General features: G+C 72.8%; 17 protein-coding genes and 1 riboswitch. Of the genes, 10 read left to right on the top strand and 7 right to left on the bottom strand.

Features of this window, described 5'->3' with window-relative positions; all coding sequences use genetic code 11:
* The first annotated feature begins 35 nt into the window (after positions 1-35).
* Together AC0VYL_RS09155 and AC0VYL_RS09150 are read left to right on the top strand one after the other, a co-directional pair.
* The gene (locus AC0VYL_RS09155) at positions 36-929 is read left to right on the top strand and encodes an SDR family oxidoreductase (RefSeq protein ID WP_475461248.1); all 894 of its coding nucleotides are present in this window, start codon (positions 36-38) and stop codon (positions 927-929) included.
* Positions 930-1,069: 140 nt separating this feature from the next.
* Positions 1,070-2,041 (top strand): zinc-binding dehydrogenase, encoded by a 972-nt coding sequence (locus tag AC0VYL_RS09150; protein WP_475461245.1) that lies wholly within the window; start codon positions 1,070-1,072, stop codon positions 2,039-2,041.
* Between the two features lie 37 nt (positions 2,042-2,078).
* Here the strand turns inward: AC0VYL_RS09150 and AC0VYL_RS09145 are convergent, their stop codons facing one another.
* The 3 genes from AC0VYL_RS09145 to AC0VYL_RS09135 form a co-directional block, all read right to left on the bottom strand.
* Positions 2,079-2,825 (bottom strand): phosphotransferase, encoded by a 747-nt coding sequence (locus AC0VYL_RS09145; RefSeq protein ID WP_475482867.1) that lies wholly within the window; start codon positions 2,823-2,825, stop codon positions 2,079-2,081.
* A 53-nt stretch (positions 2,826-2,878) separates the two neighbouring features.
* Positions 2,879-3,550, bottom strand: coding sequence for a thiamine phosphate synthase (gene thiE, locus AC0VYL_RS09140; protein ID WP_475482866.1), 672 nt, complete (start codon positions 3,548-3,550; stop codon positions 2,879-2,881).
* 67 nt (positions 3,551-3,617) lie between these two features.
* The gene (locus tag AC0VYL_RS09135) at positions 3,618-3,977 is read right to left on the bottom strand and encodes an Rv2175c family DNA-binding protein (RefSeq protein ID WP_475461237.1); all 360 of its coding nucleotides are present in this window, start codon (positions 3,975-3,977) and stop codon (positions 3,618-3,620) included.
* Positions 3,978-4,341: 364 nt separating this feature from the next.
* A riboswitch (TPP riboswitch) is annotated at positions 4,342-4,452 on the top strand.
* Here AC0VYL_RS09135 and thiO point away from each other — a divergent pair.
* The 7 genes from thiO (at position 4,451) to thiI (ending at position 12,393) form a co-directional block, all read left to right on the top strand.
* Positions 4,451-5,656 (top strand): glycine oxidase ThiO, encoded by a 1,206-nt coding sequence (gene thiO, locus AC0VYL_RS09130; RefSeq protein ID WP_475461234.1) that lies wholly within the window; start codon positions 4,451-4,453, stop codon positions 5,654-5,656. (Overlaps the previous riboswitch by 2 nt.)
* A gap of 2 nt (positions 5,657-5,658) precedes the next feature.
* Positions 5,659-5,871, top strand: a complete 213-nt coding sequence (thiS, locus tag AC0VYL_RS09125) for a sulfur carrier protein ThiS (protein WP_475482865.1) — start codon at positions 5,659-5,661, stop codon at positions 5,869-5,871.
* 2 nt (positions 5,872-5,873) lie between these two features.
* Positions 5,874-6,674 carry a thiazole synthase gene (locus AC0VYL_RS09120; protein ID WP_475482864.1) on the top strand — a complete coding sequence of 267 codons (801 nt, stop codon included), beginning with the start codon at positions 5,874-5,876 and terminating at the stop codon, positions 6,672-6,674.
* A gap of 376 nt (positions 6,675-7,050) precedes the next feature.
* Positions 7,051-9,021: a Stk1 family PASTA domain-containing Ser/Thr kinase gene (pknB, locus tag AC0VYL_RS09115; RefSeq protein WP_475461226.1), complete on the top strand. Its 1,971-nt coding sequence runs from the start codon at positions 7,051-7,053 to the stop codon at positions 9,019-9,021.
* Positions 9,022-9,087: 66 nt separating this feature from the next.
* Positions 9,088-9,753, top strand: a complete 666-nt coding sequence (locus AC0VYL_RS09110; protein ID WP_475461223.1) for a response regulator — start codon at positions 9,088-9,090, stop codon at positions 9,751-9,753.
* A gap of 143 nt (positions 9,754-9,896) precedes the next feature.
* On the top strand, positions 9,897-10,922 hold the full coding sequence (locus AC0VYL_RS09105) for a 6-phosphofructokinase (protein WP_475461220.1): 1,026 nt from the start codon (positions 9,897-9,899) through the stop codon (positions 10,920-10,922).
* Positions 10,923-11,100: 178 nt separating this feature from the next.
* Complete coding sequence (gene thiI, locus AC0VYL_RS09100) at positions 11,101-12,393, top strand: tRNA uracil 4-sulfurtransferase ThiI (RefSeq protein WP_475461218.1); 1,293 nt, start codon at positions 11,101-11,103, stop codon at positions 12,391-12,393.
* Positions 12,394-12,499: 106 nt separating this feature from the next.
* Here the strand turns inward: thiI and aroF are convergent, their stop codons facing one another.
* On the bottom strand, positions 12,500-13,546 hold the full coding sequence (aroF, locus tag AC0VYL_RS09095) for a 3-deoxy-7-phosphoheptulonate synthase (RefSeq protein ID WP_475461215.1): 1,047 nt from the start codon (positions 13,544-13,546) through the stop codon (positions 12,500-12,502).
* Positions 13,547-13,912: 366 nt separating this feature from the next.
* On the opposite strand from aroF, the gene AC0VYL_RS09090 reads away from it, so the two are divergent.
* On the top strand, positions 13,913-14,551 hold the full coding sequence (locus AC0VYL_RS09090; protein WP_475461213.1) for a molybdopterin-dependent oxidoreductase: 639 nt from the start codon (positions 13,913-13,915) through the stop codon (positions 14,549-14,551).
* Positions 14,552-14,573: 22 nt separating this feature from the next.
* Here the strand turns inward: AC0VYL_RS09090 and macS are convergent, their stop codons facing one another.
* From macS to AC0VYL_RS09075, 3 genes are all read right to left on the bottom strand, one after another.
* Positions 14,574-15,653: a MacS family sensor histidine kinase gene (gene macS, locus AC0VYL_RS09085; RefSeq protein WP_475461210.1), complete on the bottom strand. Its 1,080-nt coding sequence runs from the start codon at positions 15,651-15,653 to the stop codon at positions 14,574-14,576.
* Between the two features lie 72 nt (positions 15,654-15,725).
* Complete coding sequence (locus tag AC0VYL_RS09080; RefSeq protein WP_475482863.1) at positions 15,726-16,640, bottom strand: hypothetical protein; 915 nt, start codon at positions 16,638-16,640, stop codon at positions 15,726-15,728.
* Positions 16,637-17,434, bottom strand: coding sequence for an alpha/beta hydrolase (locus tag AC0VYL_RS09075; RefSeq protein WP_475461205.1), 798 nt, complete (start codon positions 17,432-17,434; stop codon positions 16,637-16,639). The genes AC0VYL_RS09080 and AC0VYL_RS09075 overlap by 4 nt, the downstream gene beginning before the upstream one ends.
* Positions 17,435-17,657 lie beyond the last annotated feature (223 nt).

Below are 17,657 nucleotides of genomic sequence, written 5' to 3'. Positions count from 1 at the left end.
GACCGGTGGGCACTCGTACCCCAGGATGGGTTTCCATGGGCGACGATCACATGACAAACCACACCATAGGGGTGACCGGGGCCACCGGTGCGCTGGGCGGACGGGTGGCCGCCCGGATCGCGCGGCTCGGGTTGGCGCAGCGCCTCATCGTGCGCGACATCAACCGGGCGCCGGAGTACCCGGAGAGCAGCGCGGCGATGGCGGTCTACGAGGACACGGCCGCCTTCGAGAAGGCCTGTCGCGGCGTGGACACGCTCTTCCTGGTCTCGGCCACCGAGTCCGAGGACCGGGTGGAGGCCCACCTGAGCGCCGTGGACGGCGCGGTCCGCGCCGGGGTGTCGAGGATCGTGTACCTGTCGTTCCTGGGCGCGGGTCCGGCGTCCACGTTCACGTTCGCCCGTACGCACTTCTACACGGAGGCGCACATCCGGTCCACGGGTGTCCCGCACACGTTCCTGAGACCCAGCCTGTACCTGGACCTGCTGCCCCGCTGGGTGGACGAGGAGGGCGTCGTGCGCGGCCCCGCCGGTGAGGGCAGGATCGCGTGGGTCTCACGCGACGACGTGGCGGACGTGGCCACGGCGGTGCTGACCGACCCGGTGGTGGTGGCGGCCTCGGAGGAGGCGTCCTACGACGTGACCGGGCCCGAGGCGCTGTCGGTGGGCGCCACCGTGGAGAAGCTGGGCAGGCTGACCGGGCGGAGCGTCCGGTATGTGCCCGAGACCTGGGAGGAGGCCCTGGCGTCGCGCCGCCCGAGCGGGGCCGCCGAGTGGGAGATCGAGGGCTGGGCCTCCTCGTACGCGGCGATCGCCGCCGGGGAGATGGACGTGGTCTCGCCCGTCGTACCCGACCTGACCGGACATCCGGCGCAGTCCATCGAGGGCTTCCTGCGCCGCCACCCGAGCGCCCTCTCCCACGTCGCGGTCTGACCCGGCCCTCCCCCGCCACCGCCGTGCCCCGTGCGCGGCGGTCTCCCTTTTCCCGGGACGGCCCTTGACCTCAATATTGGTTGAGGACCAATTCTTGGTTCCTGCGGGGGACGGACCCCCGCACGAGGAGAGTGGTGGACATGCGCGCGGTACGAGTCGACCGGTTCGGCGGACCCGAGGCCCTGGTGGTCAGGGAACTCCCCGACCCCGAACCCGGCCCCGGCGAGGCGCTGGTCGAGGTCGGGGCGGCCAACGTCATCTACCTCGACACCCTGATCCGCAGTGGCGCGGCCCGGGACCACTTCCCCCAGACGCCGCCCTACGTCCCCGGGGGCAGCGTGGTGGGCCGGGTCGCCGCGGTCGGCCCCAGCGCGGACCCCGCGTGGGTCGGCGCCCAGGTCCTCACCCGGACCGACGACGGCGGATACGCCGACCGCGTGACGGTCCCGGCGGAGGGCCTGGTCCGGGTCCCCGCCGAGCTGCGTCCCCTCGACGCCCTGGCGCTCATGGTCGACGGCGCGACCGCGATGATGCTGGAGCGGGCCGCCCGCTTCACCCCGGACACCTGGGTCCTGGTCCTGGCCGCCACCGGCGGCGCGGGCAGCCTGGTCGTGCAGCTCGCCCGCCTCGCGGGGGCCCGGGTGATCGGCGCGGCCCGGGGCGCGGAGAAGCTGGCGCTGGCACGGTCCCTCGGCGCGGAGGAGGTCGTGGACTACGCGGAGCCGGGCTGGTTGGACCGGGTGCGCGAGCTCACCGGAGGCGCGGGGGCGGAGGTGGTGGTCGACGGGGTCGGCGGCGAGCTCGGGTCGGCGTCCTTCACGGCGGTGGCCGACGGCGGCCGGTTCCTCAGCTACGGAACGGCCGGTGGTTCCTTCGCGGAGTTCGACGCGGACGAGGCCGCTCGGCGCGGGATCACCGCCCTGGGCCTCAACGACATGCAGGCCCGACCGGGGACGGACCGGAGCGACCTGACCCGGCTGGCCCTGGAGGAGGCGCGGGCCGGGCACCTGCGGCCCCACGTGGGCCTGACCCTGCCGTTGGAGCGGGCCGCCGAGGCGCACGCCGCCCTGGAGGGCCGCCGCGTCCTGGGCAAGGTGCTGCTGGTCCCCTAGGTCGGGCCCGGCGCGTGGCGGTCGGGCCCGCGCGGCCTCACATCCGGGCACGGAGCACGTCGACCTCACAGCCCGGCGCGAACGGGTCGAAACCGTGCTCGACCAGCCAGCGCACCCCCAGGAGGCTGCGCAACGACCACCACGCCCGGACCACGTCGAGGTCGACGTCGGTGCCGTAACCGGCGACGACCGCGTCGAGGTGCCCCTCGTGTCCGAGGGTCAGGGTGGCGAGGTCGAACAGGGCGTCGCCCCGGCCCGCCTCGGACCAGTCGATGATGCCGGTGACCTCGTCGCCCTCGACGAAGACGTGCTCCCTCTGCAGGTCGCCGTGCGTGAACACCGGAGTGCGCGGCCGGATCGCGGCCTCGGCCACCCGGCGGTTGCGGCTGACCAGGTCGGCGGGCAGGACGCCGTTCGCCACGAGCAGTCCGCACTCGCGGTCGAGCTCCGCCGCCCACTCCTCGGGGTCCCGGCGGCGACGGCCGGGCCAGGGAGGTGGCGGTGCCTCGTGCAGTCTCCGGACGGCGGCGCCCGCCGCGGCCCACGCCGCCGACGACGCGGGCGACGGCTCACCGAGGCGGCCGAGCGCCGTCCCCGGGAGCGCGGCGATCGCGAGCACGGGCGGCCTGCGCCACAGGACCTCCGGGGTGGGGACCGGGGCGAGGGACATCGCCTCGACCTCGGCGTCGATGCGCGTCTGGTCGGCGTCCACCTTCAGGAACACGTCGCCTACACGCAGGGTCGCGCGCTCGGAGTGGGCGACGACCACTTCAACCTCATCCATGGTCGACCAGTGTCCCGGGGACGGTCGTCGGCGTCACCGGGTTTTCGCCGCGGTCAGGCGTCGCCGCGCCGCGCGGTCAGGCGGGCCCGGAGCGCGCTGGCCGCCGCTCGCGGATCCTCGGCCTCGGTGACGGCGCGCACCACGACCACGCGGGTGGCCCCGGCGTCCAGAACCCGGTCCACGTTGTCCAGGTCGATGCCGCCGATCGCGAACCAGGGCCGGTCGGTGCCGAGCGCGGCCGCGCGCTCGACCAGTTCGAGCCCGGCCGCCGGGCGGCCCGGCTTGGTGGGGGTCGCCCAGGTCGGGCCCACGCAGAAGTAGTCGCTCCCGGGCTCCTCCGCCGAACGGGCGGCGGCCTCGGGGTCGTTGTTGGAGCGGCCGACCAGCGGGTCGGCGCCGATGATGTCGCGGGCCAGGGGCACCGGCAGGTCGCGCTGGCCGAGGTGCAGGACGTCGGCGCGCACCGCGCGGGCGATGTCGGCGCGGTCGTTGACGGCGAGCAGGGCGCCGTGGCGTTCGCACGCCTCGCGCAGGACCTCCAGGGCGGCCAGTTCCTGGCGGGCCTCCAGGCCCTTCTCCCGGAGCTGGATGATGTCCACGCCCCCGGCCAGGGCAGCGTCCGCGAACTCCGCGAGATCACCGCTCTCGGTCCGGGCGTCGGTGCACAGGTACAGAAGGGATGCGTCCAGGCGCTCGCGCAGGCTGGTTCCGTGGCTCGTCCTCACGCGCCCCACCCTAACCAACGGCCCGGGGGACGTCACCGGGGCGGTGCGTCCCCGGGCCGTGGGCGGCTCAGAAGGCCATGCCCTGGGCCCGGCGGCGGACCTCGGTGCCCCGGTTCTCGCGCATGGCCTGGATCGGCGTGCCCGGCAGGGTGTCGTCCGGCGTGAACAGCCAGCGCAGGGCCTCCTCGGTGGAGAAACCGGCGTCGGTGAGCAGCACGATGGTGCCCGGCAGGCCCTTGACCAGGTCCGGGCCGTCCAGGAAGGCGGCGGGAATGGAGAGTTCGCCACCGCGCACCACGCCCATGAGGCGGTTCTCGCGGATGAGGGTCTTGATGCGGTTGGGGCTCACGCCCAGCGGCGCGGCCGCCTCACGCAGGGTCAGCCATTCGCCGACGAGTTCGTCGAGTTCACGATCGCTTTGTGTCACCCGTCCAATCTGCCACACCCGGCCGGGCCCCGGTGACCATCGCGCCGCTCCCGGGCCCCCTGCCTGGGAGATCCCCGCCACGACCGCCCTGGACGGGTTGTCCCAGGGCGTGTTTCTGTGGATGCTTTCGCCGGTGGCGGCAGAGCCGCCATCGATGCGAGCGGCCGTCGCCCCTACTGTGCACTGCTACGCAAGCTCCGCAGCCTCGCACAGCGGGGGCCCGGCAATCTCTCGCAAGCCGTGGAGCGAGAGGCAGCCCGGTGGTAACGCGAGGACACAGCGCCGAAGGCGTCCGTTGAGGGTGGTGGCGGGCGACGGGCGGGAGGAATGATCCAGAAAACACGGCCTAGGATGGGAGTGAAGAGAGACGTCCCGCGGGAGCCGGGTGGACCCGGCTGAGAGGGAGGCTCACCGCCTCCGACCGCACGAACCTGATCCGGGTCATTCCGGCGAAGGGAGTGGAACACGGCGCCGTGCGCACCGACGAGGTTCCCCCACAGAAGACGATTCATCCCACCAATGCGGTGGTCGTGGTCGGCGGCGGCGTCGTCGGCCGGGTCACCGCCTGGCGCGCCGCCCAGCGCGGCCTGGCCGTGACCCTGGTCGAACCCGACCCCGTCACCGCGCCCTCCGAGGCCCGCGCCTCCTCGACCGTCGCGGCGGGCATGCTCACCCCCGCCACCGAGGCGGTCTTCGGCGAGGAGGAGCTCATGGAGCTCGGGGTGCGCTCGGCGCGCCTCTACGACGACTTCGTCACCGAACTCCAGGAGGCTAGCGGCGTCGACGTCGGCCACCGCCGCACCGGGACGCTGCTGGTCGCCTTCGACCGCGACGACCTCGCGGTCCTCACCGACCTGCACGCGCTCCAGCAGCGCCTGGGCATCCCCACCGAGCGGCTCACCAGCCGCGAATGCCGACGCCTGGAACCCACGCTCGCGCCCGGCGTGCGCGGCGGGGTGCTGGCCCCCGAGGACCACTCCGTGAACCCGCGCGCGCTGCTCCTGGCCCTGGCCCGTGCCGGGGAACGCGCGGGCGTGCGCGAGGTCCCCGGGTACGCGGAGGAGATCGCCTCCCCCGGCACCCACGGGGCGCGCCTGGGCGTCCGCCTGGCCGACGGGACCGAACTGCCCGCCGAGCAGGTGGTGCTCGCCGCCGGGTGCTGGGGTGACCGGGTGCGGGTGCCCGAACCGGTGGTGCCGCCGCTGCGCCCGGTCAAGGGGCAGCTGCTGCGCGCCCGGGTGCCCGCCGGAGAACCCCCGCTCGTCAACCGCACCGTGCGCGGACTGGTGCGCGGCTTCCCCGTCTACCTGGTGCCCCGGGCCGACGGCGAGGTGATCGTCGGCGCCACCCAGGAGGAACTGGGCCACGACACCTCCCTGACGGTGGGCGGGCTCTGGCAGGTCCTGCGGGACGCGCGCGAGCTCGTCCCGGGGGTGAGCGAACTGGAGGTCGTCGAGACCTGCGTGGGGCTGCGGCCGGGCTCCCCCGACAACGAACCCCTCCTGGGCCCCACCCGGGTACCGGGACTACACCTGGCCGCCGGACACTTCCGACACGGGGTCCTGCTGGCCCCAGTGACCGGGGAGGTCATGGCCGAGGCCCTCACCACCGGCGCGCTGCCCCCGTACGCGCGCCGGTTCGCAGCCAGCAGATGGACGCGTGAGCAGACGTGGGAGTAGCAGTGGAACTGATCATCAACGGACAGGCCCAGGACAGCGCGGCGACCACCGTGGACGCGGTCGTGCGCGCCCTCACCGACGCCGGGGACGGCGCCGTGCCGGGCGGGATCGCCGTCGCGGTCAACGACGAGGTGGTGCGCCGCACCGCCTGGACGGACACCGAGCTCTCCGAGGGCGACCGCGTGGACGTGCTCACCGCCGTACAGGGAGGCTGAACATGACACAGACGTCCGAGTCCGTGAACACCGCGGCGCGGATCCCGGAGGACCCGCTGGTCATCGCCGGGGTCTCCTTCGGGTCCCGGCTCATCACCGGCACCGGCGGGGCACCCTCCCTGGAGGTCCTGGAGGACGCGCTCCTCGCGTCGGGGACCGAGCTCACCACCGTGGCGATGCGCCGGATCTCCCCGGCCACCCAGGGGTCGGTGTGGGACGTCCTGGAGCGCAACGGCATCCGCCCGCTGCCCAACACCGCCGGGTGCTTCACCGCCGTGGACGCCGTGCGCACCGCGAAACTCGGCCGCGAGGCCCTGGGCACCGACTGGGTCAAGCTGGAGGTGGTCGCCGACGAGCACACCCTCCTGCCCGACCCGGTGGAACTGCTGGACGCCGCCGAGGCGCTGGTCGACGACGGCTTCACGGTGCTGCCCTACACGAACGACGACCCGGTGCTGGCCCGCCGCCTGGAGCAGCTGGGCTGCGCCGCCGTGATGCCGCTGGCCGCGCCGATCGGTTCGGGCCTGGGCATCCGCAACCCGCACAACCTGGAGCTGATCGTCGAGCAGGCCGACGTCCCGGTGATCGTGGACGCGGGCATCGGTACCGCGAGCGACGCGGCCCTGGCGATGGAGCTCGGGTGCGACGCGGTGTTGTTGGCCACCGCCGTGACCCGCGCCCAGGAGCCGGTGCGGATGGCGGCGGCGATGCGCGACGCCGTGCGCGCCGGGCGCGGCGCCCGGCTGGCCGGGCGCATCCCGGTCCGCCGCCACGCCAGGGCCTCCAGCCCCGACGTGGTCTGAGGCTCCTGGGAGGGCGCCGCCACGGTGGGGCCGGAGGCCCGGACCTGGGGCGTCCTCCCGCGTCGACACACCGCCCGGACAGTCGGTGACGACACGCGAACAGGCCGTCACCACCGGGTTTGCTCCCGTCCCCTACCGTGGGAGGGTGCGCGTGCCGCGCGGCGGCACCGCACCCTCAGACCGCCCAGGCGCGGGCGCCCCGAACCGACCCTCCGGTCGGCCTCCACGACGGTGGACACGGGGGCCGCCGCGACCGTGAACCGCGGGGCAGACCTGACACCGGCTTCCGCTATCGTGTCGGATCGACACCAGGTGTCGGGTACGCGCCACCGGCAGCGAACGCCCGCGCTCCCCGCAGCAAGGACACAACTCCGCCGTGGACATGACGACTTCCGACCCGCTTGTAGGCGCGACGCTGGACCGTCGCTACTTCGTCGAGTCAAGGATCGCCGGTGGCGGCATGGCGACGGTCTACGTCGCCCACGACCTGAGGCTCGACCGACGGCTGGCCCTCAAGGTCATGCACCCCTCCCTGGCCCAGGACCCGACCTTCGTCCAGCGCTTCATCAACGAGGCCCACTCGGTCGCCAAGCTCTCCCACCCCAACGTCGTGCAGGTCTTCGACCAGGGTGAGGACCAGGGGCACGTCTTCCTTGCCATGGAGTACGTCCCGGGCCAGACCCTGCGCGACATCCTCAAGGCGCACGGACGCCTGGCCCCCAAGCAGGCCCTGAACTTCATGGCCTCGGTGCTGGCCGCGCTGGGCGCCGCCCACCAGGCCGGGATGGTGCACCGCGACGTCAAGCCCGAGAACGTCCTGATCAGCAAGGACGGCCGGGTCAAGGTGGCCGACTTCGGTCTGGCCCGCGCGGTGGAACAGTCCAACCAGGGTCTGACCCGCACCGGCACGCTCATGGGCACCGCCGCCTACCTGGCGCCCGAGCAGATCGAGAAGGGCACCGCCGACGCGCGCAGCGACGTGTACGCGGCCGGGATCATGCTCTACGAACTGCTCACCGGCGGCCAGCCGCACACCGGCGAGACCCCGATCGCGATCGCCTACCAGCACGTGAACGAGGACGTCCCGCGCCCCTCCCACTTCCTGCCGAACCTGCCGCCCGAGGTGGACGGCCTGGTCACCAAGGCCACCGAGCGCGACCCGCGGTACCGCCCGAGCAACGCGGGCCAGTACCTGGCCAAGGTCCTGGAGGTCCTGCGGACGCTGCCGGACTCGGTGACGGGCTCGGCCGCGCCGCTGGCCCCCGTGGCCCCGCAGGCCAACTCCGCCGCCACCATGACCGCGCCCCAGCTCATCGCCGGGGGCGCCGGTCCGGGTACCGAGAACGCCACCATGGTCGTCGACATGAACGGCGGCGGTCTGGGCCGGGACGACTACGACGACGGTTACGACGACTACCCCGAGGGTCGGTCGCGGTTCTCCCGCAACCGCCTCCTGGTGGTCGGGGCGATCGTGACGGCCCTGGTCGTGGGCGTGGCGGGCTGGTGGTTCCTGCTCGGCCGCTACGAGGCGGTCCCGGACGTGATCGGGCTGTCCCCCGAGGCCGCCAGCGAGCAGATCCGCGGCGCGGGACTGGTCGTGGAGCTCTCCGACGACAGGGTGTACAGCGACGACGCCGCCGCAGGTGAGGTCGGTGGGACCGACCCGGAGGTGGACTCGCGGCTGTCCCCCGGTGACACGGTGACGGTGTTCTTGTCCAAGGGCCCGCAGAACGTCTCCATGCCCGACCTCGTGGGCGACGACGTCGCCAACGCCCTCAAGGCGCTGGAGGACCTCGGCTTCGACGACGAGAGCATCGTCCAGGAGGAGCAGGACTCCCCGGACAACGACCCCGGCGAGGTGCTGGCCACCAGCCCCGAGGCCGGGACGGAGGCCGACCGCGAGGGAACGGTGACCATCACCGTCAGCAGCGGGATCCCCGTGCCCAGCCTGGCCGGGGAGAAGCGCGAGGACGCCGAGAAGACCCTCGACGACCTGGGCCTGTCGGCCGAGATCGTCGAGGAGGAGAGCGAGAACATCGACAAGGGCCTGGTGATCAGCCAGACCCCCGACACCGGCACCAACGTCGGCCCCGGGGCCACCGTGACACTGACCGTGTCCAGCGGTCCGCCCGAGGTCGACGTCCCGGACGTGGTGGGCGACTCCGTCCGCGACGCCCGCAAGGAGCTGGAGGACGCCGGGTTCGAGGTCGAGGTCGAGCGGATCTTCGGCGGCCGCGTGGTGGCGCACCAGTCGCACACCGGCACCGCTCCCGAGGGCACCAAGATCAAGCTCACCGCCACACCCGGCGGGATCGACCTGGGCGACCTCGACGAGGACGACGACTGACCCGGACTCCGCGCCCGCCGCGCGGACCCGGCTGACCGCCGAACACGCCCTAGTAGTGTCGGCGGCATGAGCGGCGACGAGATCCGGGTGATGGTCGTGGACGACCATCCCATGTGGCGTGACGCGGTGGCACGGGACCTGGCCGAGGCCGGGCTCCAGGTGGTGGGGACCGCGGGCGACGGCGCCAAGGCGCTGCGGATCGCCCCGGCGGCCCGGCCCACCCTGGCCGTGGTGGACCTGCACCTACCCGACACCAACGGTGTGGAGCTGACGGCCGCCCTGGTGGCGCTCCCCGAACCCCCACGGGTGCTGGTGCTCTCCGCCAGCGGCGAGAGCGACGACGTGCTGGCGGCGGTCAAGGCCGGGGCCACCGGCTACCTCGTGAAGTCGGCCGGGCGCGAGGAGCTCCTGGACGCCGTCCGCCGGGTGCACACCGGCGAGGCCGTCTACACCCCGGGACTGGCCGGACTGGTGCTCGGTGAGTACCGGCGGCTGTCCGCCGAGGACGACCGCGCGGCCGACGGCCGGGAGCGGGCACCCGAGCTGACCCCCCGTGAGACCGAGGTGCTGCGGCTGGTCGCCAAGGGGCTGGCCTACAAGCAGATCGCCCGCCGCCTCACCATCTCCCACCGCACGGTCCAGAACCATGTCCAGAACACCCTGACCAAACTGCACCTGCACAACCGGGTGGAGCTGGTGCGCTACGCCATCGACCAGGGCCTGGACGAATGACCCGGTGACCCTGCGGCGGCCGGAACGCGGGGTTTCGGATGGTGTCGAGGGGGCGGGGTTGGCCTGGCCCACCCCCGCCCACTATGGTCTAGACCATAGGGCGCCAGCGCCCTGAACACCCACCAACGTCGAGGAGAATTCGTATGCGAGTCGGGGTGCTGACCGGTGGTGGAGACTGCCCTGGTCTGAACGCGGTCATCCGCGCCGTGGTCCGCAAGGGCATCAAGGACTACGGGTACGAGTTCGTGGGCTTCCGGGACGGCTGGCGCGGCCCCCTGGAGGGCGACACCATGCCCCTGGACATCGCCGCCGTACGCGGCATCCTCCCCCGTGGCGGCACGATCCTGGGTTCCTCCCGCACCAACCTCATGAAGATCGAGGGCGGCGTCGAACGGGTCAAGGACAACATGGCCGGTCTGGGCGTGGACGCGCTGGTGGCCATCGGCGGCGAGGACACCCTGGGTGTCGCCCGCCAGCTGCACGACCGCGGCGTCAACGTGGTCGGCGTGCCCAAGACCATCGACAACGACCTCAACGCCACGGACTACACGTTCGGGTTCGACACGGCGGTCAACATCGCCATGGAGGCGATCGACCGCCTGCACACCACGGCGGAGTCGCACCACCGCGCCCTGGTCGTGGAGGTCATGGGCCGCCACGCCGGGTGGATCGCCCTGCACTCGGGCATGGCCGCGGGCGCCAACGTCATCCTCATCCCCGAGCGCCCCTTCGACATGGACGTGGTCGTCAAGCACGTCGAGAGCCGCTTCGAGACCCAGTACGCGCCCATCATCGTGGTCGCGGAGGGCGCGCACCCCAAGGCGGGGCAGCTGGAGCTGGCCACCGGCGAGAAGGACTCCTTCGGCCACGTGCGCCTGGGCGGCATCGGCCAGAACCTGGCCGAGGAGATCGAGCGCCGCACCGGCAAGGAGGCCCGTTCGGTCGTGCTGGGCCACGTCCAGCGCGGCGGCACCCCCACCGCCTTCGACCGCGTGCTCGCCACCCGCCTGGGCGTGAACGCCATCGAGGCCGTGCACGACAAGACCTTCGGCAAGATGGTCGGCCTCCAGGGCACCGACATCGTGCGGGTGGACCTGGCCGAGGCCACCGACACCCTCAAGACCGTGCCCACGGAGCGCTACGAGGAGGCCGAGGTCTTCTTCGGATAGCCTCTCCCGCGCCGCGTACCGGGCCCCTCCCCCACGTCGGGGAGGGGCCCGGCCGTGTCCGGAGTCTCATCCGAGGACCGCGTGCTCCGGGAATGGACCGAGCGGTCCGGGGATTGTTCGATACTGGAAGGCATCGTTCCGTCCCCAGTCCCAGGCATCACCCTCCGGAGGTAGCACCATGTCCGCGTCGCTGGAGTCCGCGCCGCTCCCCGTAACCGAGGTCGGAGCCGACGCCGGGCTCGGCGAGCTCTGCGTGCTCATGAAGCTCGGCGAGATCGTTCTCAAGGGCTCCAACCGCAAGCTGTTCGAGCGCCGTCTGCACAACAACATCCGCTCCTCCGTGCGCGACCTGGGCGACATCCGCCTCTCCCAGCGCGGCGCGGGCGTGATCATCGTGCGCAAGCCCGGGGCCTCCGACCTGGAGATCGCGGAGATCGCGGACCGCATGGCCAACGTCATGGGCGTGGTCTGGGTGCACCTGGTCCGCCGTGTGGCCAAGGACCTGGACGCCATCACCGACATCGGCGTGCGCTCCCTGGCGGGCCGTGAGGGCACCTTCGCGGTGCGCGCCCGGCGCCGCGACAAGCGCTTCGAGATGAACTCCGGTGAACTGGCCGGGTACCTCGGTTCCAAGATCATCGAGGCGCACGGCTACAAGGTGAACCTCAAGCGCCCCGACAACACGCTCCACGTCGAGGTCGACAAGGACGAGGCGTTCGTCTTCACCGACGGGATCCCGGGCCAGGGCGGGCTGCCCGCCGGGATGAGCGGGCGCGGCCTGGTGCTGATGTCCGGCGGCATCGACTCCCCCGTCGCCGCCCACCGGATGATCCGGCGCGGGCTCAAGGTGGACTTCCTGCACTTCTCCGGGATGCCCTTCACCGGCCCGGAGTCCATCTACAAGGCCTACAGCCTGGTCCGCCAGCTGGACCGCTACCAGGTGGGTTCGCGCCTGTTCGTGGTCCCCTTCGGCAAGGCCCAGCAGCAGCTGAAGAGCTCCGGCATCGAACGGCTCCAGATCGTCGCCCAGCGGCGTCTGATGCTCAAGACCGCCGAGGCCCTGGCCGACGACCTCAAGGCGGAGTGCCTGATCACGGGTGACGCGCTGGGCCAGGTCTCCAGCCAGACGATGACCAACATCACCGCCCTGGACGACGCGGTGGACCTGCCGATCCTGCGGCCCCTCATCGGTATGGACAAGACCGAGATCATGGACCAGGCCCGGAGGATCGGGACGCTGGCGATCTCGGAGCTGCCCGACGAGGACTGCTGCACGATGCTGACCCCCCGCCAGGTCGAGACCGCCGCGAAGATCGGTGACCTGCGCCAGATCGAGAAGCGCCTGGACGCCGAGGAACTGGCCGAGCACCTGGTGACCACCGCCCAGCTGCACCGCCCCAGCTTCCTGGGCGAGGCCGCGCCCGCGCAGGTCGCGCCCTCCACCGCCAGGGCCGTCACCCCGGCCGTGTAGGACCGGACGGGCCCCCTCGGGCCCGTGAACGACGGTGCCCCGGACGCTCGTGAGCGTCCGGGGCACCGTCGTGTCAACCCCGGGCCGGTGGCTCAGGGGTCGCCGTTCAGCTGCCGGCGAGTTCGCGCGCGGGCGCGGGGGTGAGGGTGCGGCCGCTCAGGGTGGCCAGGGTGCCCGCCAGGTCGCGGAGCTCGGCCAGGTCCTCCTCCAGCAGCGCCTGGGGGCCGTCGCACAGCGCGGTCTCCGGGCTCGGGTGCACGTCCACGATCACGCCGTCGGCGCCGATCGCGATGGCCGCGCGGGAGAGCGGCAGGACCAGGTCGCGCTTGCCGCCGGAGTGCGACGGGTCCACGATCACGGGCAGGTGGGTCAGGCTCTGCGCGACCGGGACGGCGCTGATGTCCAGGGTGTTGCGGGTGGCCTTCTCGAAGGTGCGGATACCGCGCTCGCACAGGACGATGTCGAGGTTGCCGCGCTGCGCGACGTACTCGGCCGCCATCAACCACTCCTCGATGGTGGCGCTCATGCCGCGCTTGAGCAGGACCGGCTTCCCGGCGTCCCCGACCGCCTGGAGCAGGGCGAAGTTCTGCATGTTGCGGGTGCCGACCTGGAGCATGTCCGCGTAGGAGGCGACCAGCTCGACGTCGGCGGCGTCCACGACCTCGGTGACGATCGGCAGGCCGGTCTTCTCGCGCACGTCGGCGAGGATCTTCAGGCCCTCCTCGCCCAGGCCCTGGAAGGCGTACGGGGAGGTGCGGGGCTTGTAGGCGCCGCCACGCAGGAGCGCGGCCCCGGCTGCCCTGGCCATGAGGGCGGCCTCCAGGGTCTGTTCGGGGGTCTCGACGGCGCAGGGCCCGGCGATGACGGTCATGTTGTCGCCGCCGATCGGGACGCCGCGCACGCTGACCACGGTGCGGCTGTCGTGGTTCTCCCGGCTGACGAGCTTGTACGGCGCCGAGATGCGGAGCACGTCGCTCACCCCGGGCTTGGCGGCCAGGCCGAGGTCCTGGAAGCGTTCGACGTCTCCGACCAGGCCGATGATGGTGCGGCTGACGCCGCGTGTCACGTACGCCTCGCCTCCGGCGGAGGTGACCAGCTGGACGAGGGCGTCGATGTTGTCGGCGGTGGCGCCCGGCGCCATAACGATGACCATGTGGTTGTCCCTGTGTGTCGTTCGGGTGGCTGAGCCGCGCGGTGGTCGCGCCGAGGCCGGGGGCTTCGACCCTGGGCGAAAACAAAGGAGCCCCGGGCCGTTACCGGCCCGGGGCTCCTGGAAGGTCGTCTGTGTCAGCGCAGCGCTTCACAGGCGACCGGGGAGATGGGCCGGTAGCCATAGAAGCGCCAAAAGTTCTGCTGCATGGCAGCGACTATAGCGCAAGGTGAGCACTCCCCCACACAACCGGGGGGAGTGACGTGGCTCTCTCGGGCGCCTGGCAGGATGACAGGACGCCGTCGTCCGCCCCGGTGCGGGGGGACGTACCAGGGCCCGCGGGGCCGGAGCGAAGGGACGGGGAACGGGTTGTCCGAGGGCGACGAGGCCGGGGGCACGGGCGAGGACCAGCGACCACGGCTGCCTCCGGGGCAGGCGGCCCGGTACGAGCACAGACCCCTGCACTACGGCCGGGTGCCGACCTTCCGACCGCAGCGGTGGGACTTCCGCGTGTTCGGCGCGACCGAGTCGCTGGGCACCTACCGGTGGACGTGGGAGGAGTTCGGCGCCCTGCCCCGCAGGGACGTGGTCCGCGACTTCCACTGCGTGATGCGGTTCAGCGTGCCCGACGTCCCCTGGGGCGGGGTCCCCGCCACCGACCTCGTCCGGCTCGCCCCTCCCTCCCCCGAGGTCACACACGTGATGGCCTGGGGTGAGTACGGCTACAGCGCCAACCTGCGGGTGGACGACTTCCTCGACGACGGAGTGCTGCTCGCCACGCACCGCGACGGGGTGCCCCTCGCCCCGGAGCACGGCTTCCCCGTGCGCCTGGTGGTGCCGCACCTGTACGGCTGGAAGAGCGTGAAGTGGCTGCGGTCCGTGGAGTACATGGTGGGTGACCGCCGGGGGTTCTGGGAGGAGCGCGGCTACCACAACCGGGCCGACCCCTGGAACGAGGAGCGCTTCTCCCACCAGGAGGACCCCGGGGACGGACCGCCGCTCCACTGACCCCGGACCGGCCTCCTGAGGGTCAGTCCCGGGGGACGGACATCTCGATCTCGGTGCCCTCCCCCGGCTCCGAGTAGAGGTCCGTGGTGCCGCCGAGGTCGCGGACCCGGCCGACGACGGACTGGGCGACGCCGAGGCGGCCGTCCTCACGGGCCCGTTCCAGGCGCCCGGGAGGGATGCCGGGGCCCTCGTCGCGCACGGTCACGGTGACCGCGTGCCCCTCGTCCTCCACCAGCACCCAGGCCCTGGTCCCGGGCGGGCAGTGGCGTTCCACGTTGTCGAGGGCGGCGGACACGGCGGCGGCGAGTTCGGCTGCCGTGTCCCCCGGCAGCAGCACCGGGGTGGCGGGCGCCGAGACCGAGACGCGCACGGACTCCAGACGGCGCAGAGCCTCCCGCAGGTCCGCCGGGGAGCCCGGGGCCGCCTCTGTTCCGGGCCCGGGCGGCACGGAAGCCGCCGCGTCCAGGCCGTCGGTGAGCAGCGACCGCAGCCGCACCTCCTGTTCACCGGCCATCCGGCCCAGTTCGGCGGCCTGGCCGCCGATCTCGTCGCCGCGGCGGCGCACCAGGGCCAGGACCTGGAGGACCGAGTCGTGGATGGAGCGCGCGAGCTGTTCGCGCTCCCGGATGCGCGCCTCCATGGTCACCGCCTGGGCGAAGCGCTCCTCGGCCTGCTCCGCGACCCGTGCCATGTAGCCCACGGCCAGGCAGGCCAGCAGGAGCAGCGCCACGCCGCGTACGGTGGCGGCGGTGATGTTGGCGTCCATCAGCAGGCGCAGGGTGATGTCCGCGACACCGTAGGCCAGGGCGACCGTGGCGGCTCCGCGCCGTCCCCAGATGACGCTGGCCGAGAGCGCGGCCCCCGCGAACCAGTACGAGCTCAGCGGGGGCGCCTGGGTGAGGTAGTGGGGGACGGCCGCCAGTCCCGTGGCGAACATGCAGCCGAAGGCCACGGCGAGGTCGGCCACCAGCAGGCGCGAGGTGCGCCAGGCCGGATGCGCGTAGGCGTAGGTCGTCAGCACGGTCCAGCAGGCCATGACGACCAGCACCGCCCAGGCGACCCAGGGTCTGGACAGGTACTCGTGGTGCTGGGCGAGCGGCACCAGGGCGTAGACCAGAGCGACGGCGCGGAAGAGGGCGATGGTGCGCCAGAAGGGGACGTCGAAGCCCAGGGGTCAGACCACCGCCCCGTTGTCGGGACCGTTGTCTCCGGGGGGCCGCGCGTCGGTCATGCGCAGGATGAGCACGACGAAGCTGGTCAGGAAGGCCGCGACGGCCAGGAACATGATCCCGTTCGGCAGGGTGAAACCCAGGAACGCGGCGCCGAAGAGCAGCACCGGACCGCCCAGGAGACCGATCCAGGCCGCGATGCCCACCCGGTCGCCCTGGAGCAGGGGTGGCGGCGGCGGGGGCTCGTAGTGGCCCTCCAGTTCCGCCTCGGCCCGGCGGCGGTCCTCCTCGCGGGACTCGTCGTCGTCCTCGCCCGGGTCCCGGGGCAGGTTGGCGAGGATGTCCCCGAGCCGGGTCTGGTGCTCGTCCGGGGCGCTGAGGTTCTCGACGTCGGGCCAGGCGACCCGGCCGCGCTGCTCGGTGGTGCCCTCGGTGTCGTCGTAGAACCGCGCGACCAGGTCGTTCCAGACGTCGTCCTCGTCCTTGGAGCGCGTCCGGGGCGTCTCGGGGTCGACGTCGGCCGGGGGTCCGTCGAGCAGGTCGCCGCCGGTGGACGTGTCGTCGCCCTCGTGCGCGGCTGCGGGTTCCTGCTTCTCCTCGCCCTCGGCCTCCGGTCTGACCTCGACACGCGGGGCCAGCAGGTCCGGCCCGGTGTCCCGGTCGCTGAGGTCGGGCAGCTCGGAGCCGAGCACGCGCTCGGCGGCACCGCGCTCCTCGGCGTCGACGTAGAGGTGGTCGGTGGGCGGGTCCTCCACCTGGCCGCCGGTGGGCTCCAGGACGTCCTCCGCCAGGGGAACCGCGTAGGCGGCGATCCCGCTGCGCCGGAGCGCCTCCAGCATGAGGTCCGCGTGGGAGGGCGCGAGCAGGATCAGCGGAACGTAGGCGTCGGCGAACAGGCCGTTGCCCCGACGTTGCGTCATCGGTCGGATCCTTCCCCGCTTCTACTGCGCTCGCGTACGAACGCGAGGCTTCCTTCGAAGATGGTGGCGGCGTCGTGGTCGAGCGTCGCGACGTGGTAGCTGTCGTGGAGCAGGTGGATCGTCAGCCGCGTGTTGACCGCCCTCCTAGCGAGGATACGCAGACTGTCCGGTCCGACGACGTGGTCCTGGGGGCTCCGGTAGGCCAGAACCGGCGCCCGCAAACCGGACATGCCGTCCTGAACCGCGCGCCACAGCTTCGGGAGTGTCGCGGCCGCGGCGGTGGGTACCCGGTCGTACCCGCCCTCGGAGGCGGTCTCCAGGGCGACGTCGCTGGACAGGCCCGGGGTGGAGGGCATCAGGCGGGCGGCGAGGTGGCGGATCGGGGCGATGACCGGGAGCCTGCGGTCCTCCACGGTCAGGGAGGGGTTGACGAGGACCACCCCCCGGACGACGTCGGGGTGTTCCTGGGCCAGGCGCAAGGTGAGCGCCCCGCCCATGGACAGGCCCATGACGTACACCTGCTCGCACCGGCCCGCAAGGTCGAGCAGTGCCGCCTCCACCTCCGCGTACCAGTCGTCGCTGGTGGTGGTGGCCATGTCCTGCCAGGTGGTGCCGTGTCCGGGCAGGCGCGGGAGTTCGACGGTCAGCCCCGCCTCGGCCAGGTACTCGGCCCAGGGGCGCATCGAGTGCGGCGAACCGGTGAACCCGTGGCAGAGCAGGACTCCGACGCCCGAACCCGTGTGGCTGAAGGGGTCCGCCCCCGGGATGAGGGGGATGGCGCTGGTCGGTCTCACAGGTCTGCTCCCGGGATCGTTCGGCGGGGAACCGGTTGGGACGGCGGCCCCAGCCGTGAGGCTAGTCGCTCGGGCGAGCGTTTGTCATCGAGTGAACGGTAGCGTTCTCCTGCCCGAACTCCGGGAGCGCCCGGCGTGTTCCCGGGCGTCCGAGGGCGGACCTGCCGCGACGCCCGCACCGGTCGTGAGTATCCTCGACAGTGCCCCCGCGGCGCGTCCCCTC

The sequence above is a fragment of the Nocardiopsis sp. iso_238 genome, assembly GCF_056173325.1.
This window is presented reverse-complemented; position numbering and strand designations above follow the sequence as displayed.

Excerpts from the sequence above, each read along its gene's own strand:
- thiI (WP_475461218.1), top strand. The coding sequence starts at position 11,101 with ATGTCCGCGTCGCTGGAGTCCGCGCCGCTCCCCGTAACCGAGGTCGGA.
- aroF (WP_475461215.1), bottom strand. The coding sequence starts at position 13,546 with ATGGTCATCGTTATGGCGCCGGGCGCCACCGCCGACAACATCGACGCC.
- AC0VYL_RS09080 (WP_475482863.1), bottom strand. The coding sequence starts at position 16,640 with ATGACGCAACGTCGGGGCAACGGCCTGTTCGCCGACGCCTACGTTCCG.
- AC0VYL_RS09120 (WP_475482864.1), top strand. The coding sequence starts at position 5,874 with ATGACACAGACGTCCGAGTCCGTGAACACCGCGGCGCGGATCCCGGAG.
- AC0VYL_RS09150 (WP_475461245.1), top strand. The coding sequence starts at position 1,070 with ATGCGCGCGGTACGAGTCGACCGGTTCGGCGGACCCGAGGCCCTGGTG.
- AC0VYL_RS09145 (WP_475482867.1), bottom strand. The coding sequence starts at position 2,825 with ATGGATGAGGTTGAAGTGGTCGTCGCCCACTCCGAGCGCGCGACCCTG.
- AC0VYL_RS09110 (WP_475461223.1), top strand. The coding sequence starts at position 9,088 with ATGAGCGGCGACGAGATCCGGGTGATGGTCGTGGACGACCATCCCATG.
- AC0VYL_RS09155 (WP_475461248.1), top strand. The coding sequence starts at position 36 with ATGGGCGACGATCACATGACAAACCACACCATAGGGGTGACCGGGGCC.
- AC0VYL_RS09105 (WP_475461220.1), top strand. The coding sequence starts at position 9,897 with ATGCGAGTCGGGGTGCTGACCGGTGGTGGAGACTGCCCTGGTCTGAAC.